We start from the raw sequence: 3970 nt of genomic DNA on the forward strand, positions 1-3970 counted from the left end.
GAGTACGTCAGGAAGAGATTAGCCAGAATATTTCCTGGGTTCATTTGCGCATATTTTATATGCGTTTTAATCGTTGCTCCTATAGGTGGAGCAAAAATGCCGGGGCATCTGGGAGAATTTTTATCAATCGTAGTGCGAGCACTACTACTTCAAGCGCCGAATGTCGGAAACGTTTTCCATGGGACGATGTTCCCCTTTCTAAATGCATCGATGTGGACCATCAGCATCGAATTCAAATGCTATTTGCTCGTTATCGTGATGGGGTACTTTGGTTTATTTGGAAAAAGACATTTGGTTTTAATTGCGACGGCGGCATTGCTTGTAATTGCCATTTTTCTGGAAATCGAGACTCAACCTTTCGACACAAGCATTACTGATCGACCTATACCAAATATATTTTCCATATCAGAATGGAATAGCATTCTGTTTGGAGCAAAAAAGAGTTGGCTGAGGCTGAGCGGCATATTTTTGACCGGATCATGTTTTTTTCTGTATAGAGACGTCATAATATTCAAGCTAAAATACGTTCTGATATCGACTGCGGCGCTCGCGTTATGCCTGTTCGTCGATCGATTGGCCCATTTCGGAGTCGCCATATTCGGGGCCTATATACTATTTTCCATTTCGAATATTAAAAATAGGACCTTGAGMAAAATTAATAATAAAAACGACATATCTTACGGCGTATATTTATACGCTTGGCCAACGACAAAGGTCATACTTCTCATATCTCCGCATATGTCGGTGATAAATGCGACTGTCCTGACAGTTATTATTTCATACATACTTGGTTGGGTTAGCTGGGTCTGCATCGAAAGGCCGGTATTGGCACTCGTCAAGTCGACGAAGCATGCCTCTCCATTGCCCAATAAGCAGTCGCGCTTGGCCTTGTAGCGCCAAAGATAGCTGAAAATCAGGTGGCAAAGCCAAACTCCGTGCAAGTTTGCGCGTGTTCGGACACTCCCCCGCTAGGGCTCGATCATTCCCCGTTTAGTGGGAATCCAGCAAGTCTCATTTTTACTTCGAACAGACCAATCAGGGTCCTGAACCGCTGAGAGGCCGCGGAAGGGCCGGAAGTGGTGAAAACATCGGCGGCGACCGACCGGATATGGGTCAATTCGAGCGCCTGCGGAAGGGCGCTTGGGTGATCCGCGGGTATGCCATCGATCTCGCCGCGCCGGATCTTGCCGCGCATTTCGCGATCCGCCAGAACGGCAAGATACTCGCGATCGTCGGCACCCGCCAAGTACGGCCTGACGTCGCGACGATGTTCGAAAGAGCTGATCTGAAAGGCAAGCGGTTCGGCTTCATGCTGCTGCTCGACGGCATCGACTGCCCGAAAGGGCCACTGCAAGGCTTCGTCGCCATCGAGGACGGGCGCGCTATCGAGCTCCCGGCCGATCGCCTGTCGGCGCTCTGCCCGCAATAGAGCGTCGCCCACCCGGGCCAAGATCGAGCGCTGAGACCACACGCTCCGGAGCCGCATGCTGCCGGAAACTCGCGCTTACCCCGCAGCAACGCCTTAGGTGGATCGACGGGCGTCCCGCAATTTGGTCTCATCGTCTGCAGCGGGTCGAAAGCGCTCATTTGCGCGCCGCCTAGAGGAAGCGGATCCGCAATATTGGAATATCACCGGACGTCGCCGAGGCGGACGGCGCCGGCAGCGAGACGCCACCGGCCCTTTGGGCCGGGGGGCTTTTGCGGTCCGGTGGCGTTCGACCGCGTCCCAGCGGTGGGTCGAGGCTACGCCTGCCATCGTGTATCGTCCACTAATTGTGGAGCGAGATCCTGACTATAAAATTCTAGGAAGCCGACGGCGCTGCCCCCGGGGACTAGCCGGTCGGGCGATGGCGCCGGGATTCGGAATCGGCCTCGGCCATTGTGATGGCGTCGTGCTCGATCGAGGCCGCAAGGAGGCAGTAGTCGTCGAAGCTGAACATCGCGCAGTGTTCGTCCTGGGACATCGCCTCCCAGACAAGATCGTACTCCTCGCAGACACCGCGAAAACGTCGGTCCTCCATTCGCGCGAAGCGGTCGCGGAACTCCGGGAACCTCATCTGCAGTCGGGCTAGCCCACGATCTTCAGCCGACATCGGACGCCCCCATGAACCACGGAAGACATAAGCGAGGAAGGCATAGGCAAGGGTGGAAGGTGGGAACGTTGGTGAGCAGCATTCCCTTGGGACAGGCTGACACAGGCTCGACAAACGGCAAATGTAATTCAACGCGCTAACCATGATTTAGCGGCGCGATGGGGGGGCATCCTTAAAGCGGCCTTGACGCATTCGCAGAAAGACGCGACCGATGTTCCTCCAAGGGGGCGTCCCATCAGACAGACACACAACCTCTCAGTTGGCCCTCGACTTCCGTGGCACGGCCGGCCTATAGACCTGGCCGTCGAGCAGCAGCGTCAGGGGATCATTGCCGACGTTCTCGGGCGCGCTGATCCTAGCGCGCGCGACCGGGCTCAAGCCAAGTGCGTCGCCGGCCAGATGCATCTCCTTTGCTGCGAGACTTTGAATCCGGACCAGCGGCGACATCGCCAATTGGCCGGTCGAGTCCCTACTGAACATCGTCAGCTGGCCGATTTTGCGCTGGCATTCGCGAAACCTCGCCCACGCGACGCACATCCTTTCGACCGCCTGGCTGTCGGCCAACGTCAGCAGCCCGGTCGGCATGCCGGCCTCGATCTGTTTCCACAAGCCCGCTGCTCGTCTCCAAGATAATCGGGCATCAGTGGCTGGCCACAGCTCTCGACGCTGTCCGGGACAGGTCGATGCCCGCGCCGGCCCTCTAACTCGCGGATGCGACGCGGCTTCGGCGGGCGTCCTGCTGGCATGGGCGGTGCTCCGAACGTGGCAGAAGGCGGCCATACTGACGCGTCGTCACGTGATCACCATGCCGATTACGGGCCGGGAAAAGCCAATCGTCTTCACGAGAAGCTCTCTTTCTCAGCCAGGTGGTAGCGCGTCGCGTGTTGAGTGTGTTTCGGCATGCAAGTTTGACCCCGTGAGGCGGCGGACACTTTCAGCCTGCCAACTCCTGACGATCACGGAACAGGTCGCGAATTCTGTCGCGTCAGAATGCAACATGATCTAACGGATGCCGATTGACCCTTCCTGACCACACCCTGACCTCCCGCCGTAACCTGAGCTCTGCCTGAGGGCGTCTGCATTCCCTGAAAGGAAGAACTATGTCCAAGATCGCTGCGACGGTTGCTATCGCTACCGCTCTTATGTCAGGTGCGGCGGTGGCTCAGCCCGCCAAGCCCACCATTGTCCTCGTCCATGGCGCCTTCGCTGACTCGTCGAGCTGGAACGGGGTCATCGCCAATCTCCAGAAGAACGGATACACGACAGTTGCCGTCGCCAATCCGCTGCGGAGCGTCTCAGGTGACGCGCGCCTCGTGTCCGACGTCGTCGCGAGCATTGCAGGTCCGGTGGTCCTCGTCGGGCATTCCTACGGCGGCCAGGTCATTTCGAACGCGGCGAAGGGCCACGACAACGTCAAGTCGCTGGTCTATGTGGCGGCGTTCGCGCCCGATGCCGGCGAGGCAGCCTCGGAGCTAGCCGGCAAGTTCCCGGGTGGGACGCTCGGCGAGGCACTGGCGCCTCCGGTCAAGCTCACCGGCGGCGGCGTCGACCTCTACATTGATCAGGCCAAGTTCCGCGACCAGTTCGCTCACGACGTTCCGGCCGAGGCGACCGCACTGATGGCCGCCGGCCAGCGGCCGATCACCGAAGCGGCCCTAACCGAAAAGTCCGGCGAGCCTGCCTGGAAGCACGTGCCATCCTTCTTCGTCTATGGCGACGGGGACAAAAACATCCCGGCCAAGGCGCTCGGATACATGGCCGAGCGCGCGCGGTCCAAGCGCACGGTCGTGGTCAACAGCGCGTCGCATGTCGTAATGGTCTCGCAGCCGGACCTCGTCGCGAAGCTGATCGACGAAGCAGCTCGCTAAGCCTCAGAC

Annotated in this window: 5 protein-coding genes; 3 read left to right on the forward strand and 2 right to left on the reverse strand. The window is 58.3% G+C overall.

Annotation, left to right across the window (positions count from 1 at the left end; translation table 11 throughout):
- Nucleotides 1-57 precede the first annotated feature (57 nt).
- On the forward strand, nucleotides 58-894 hold the full coding sequence (locus AC1DVA_RS26660; RefSeq protein ID WP_476807895.1) for an acyltransferase family protein: 837 nt from the start codon (nucleotides 58-60) through the stop codon (nucleotides 892-894).
- A gap of 214 nt (nucleotides 895-1108) precedes the next feature.
- Complete coding sequence (locus AC1DVA_RS26665) at nucleotides 1109-1429, forward strand: hypothetical protein (RefSeq protein WP_476807892.1); 321 nt, start codon at nucleotides 1109-1111, stop codon at nucleotides 1427-1429.
- Between the two features lie 403 nt (nucleotides 1430-1832).
- Here the strand turns inward: AC1DVA_RS26665 and AC1DVA_RS26670 are convergent, their stop codons facing one another.
- On the reverse strand, nucleotides 1833-1964 hold the full coding sequence (locus AC1DVA_RS26670; protein ID WP_476807893.1) for a hypothetical protein: 132 nt from the start codon (nucleotides 1962-1964) through the stop codon (nucleotides 1833-1835).
- Between the two features lie 384 nt (nucleotides 1965-2348).
- Nucleotides 2349-2873, reverse strand: coding sequence for a phage terminase small subunit P27 family (locus AC1DVA_RS26675; RefSeq protein WP_476807894.1), 525 nt, complete (start codon nucleotides 2871-2873; stop codon nucleotides 2349-2351).
- Between the two features lie 320 nt (nucleotides 2874-3193).
- On the opposite strand from AC1DVA_RS26675, the gene AC1DVA_RS26680 reads away from it, so the two are divergent.
- The gene (locus AC1DVA_RS26680) at nucleotides 3194-3961 is read left to right on the forward strand and encodes an alpha/beta fold hydrolase (RefSeq protein WP_265055515.1); all 768 of its coding nucleotides are present in this window, start codon (nucleotides 3194-3196) and stop codon (nucleotides 3959-3961) included.
- Nucleotides 3962-3970: the final 9 nt, after the last annotated feature.

It is taken from the genome of Allobosea sp. P4_C6 (assembly GCF_056402015.1).

Bases quoted from the DNA above. Each gene is read 5' to 3' on its own strand.
- AC1DVA_RS26675 (WP_476807894.1), bottom strand. From the start codon at position 2,873: ATGGCCGCCTTCTGCCACGTTCGGAGCACCGCCCATGCCAGCAGGACG.
- AC1DVA_RS26670 (WP_476807893.1), bottom strand. From the start codon at position 1,964: ATGTCCCAGGACGAACACTGCGCGATGTTCAGCTTCGACGACTACTGC.
- AC1DVA_RS26680 (WP_265055515.1), top strand. From the start codon at position 3,194: ATGTCCAAGATCGCTGCGACGGTTGCTATCGCTACCGCTCTTATGTCA.
- AC1DVA_RS26665 (WP_476807892.1), top strand. From the start codon at position 1,109: ATGGGTCAATTCGAGCGCCTGCGGAAGGGCGCTTGGGTGATCCGCGGG.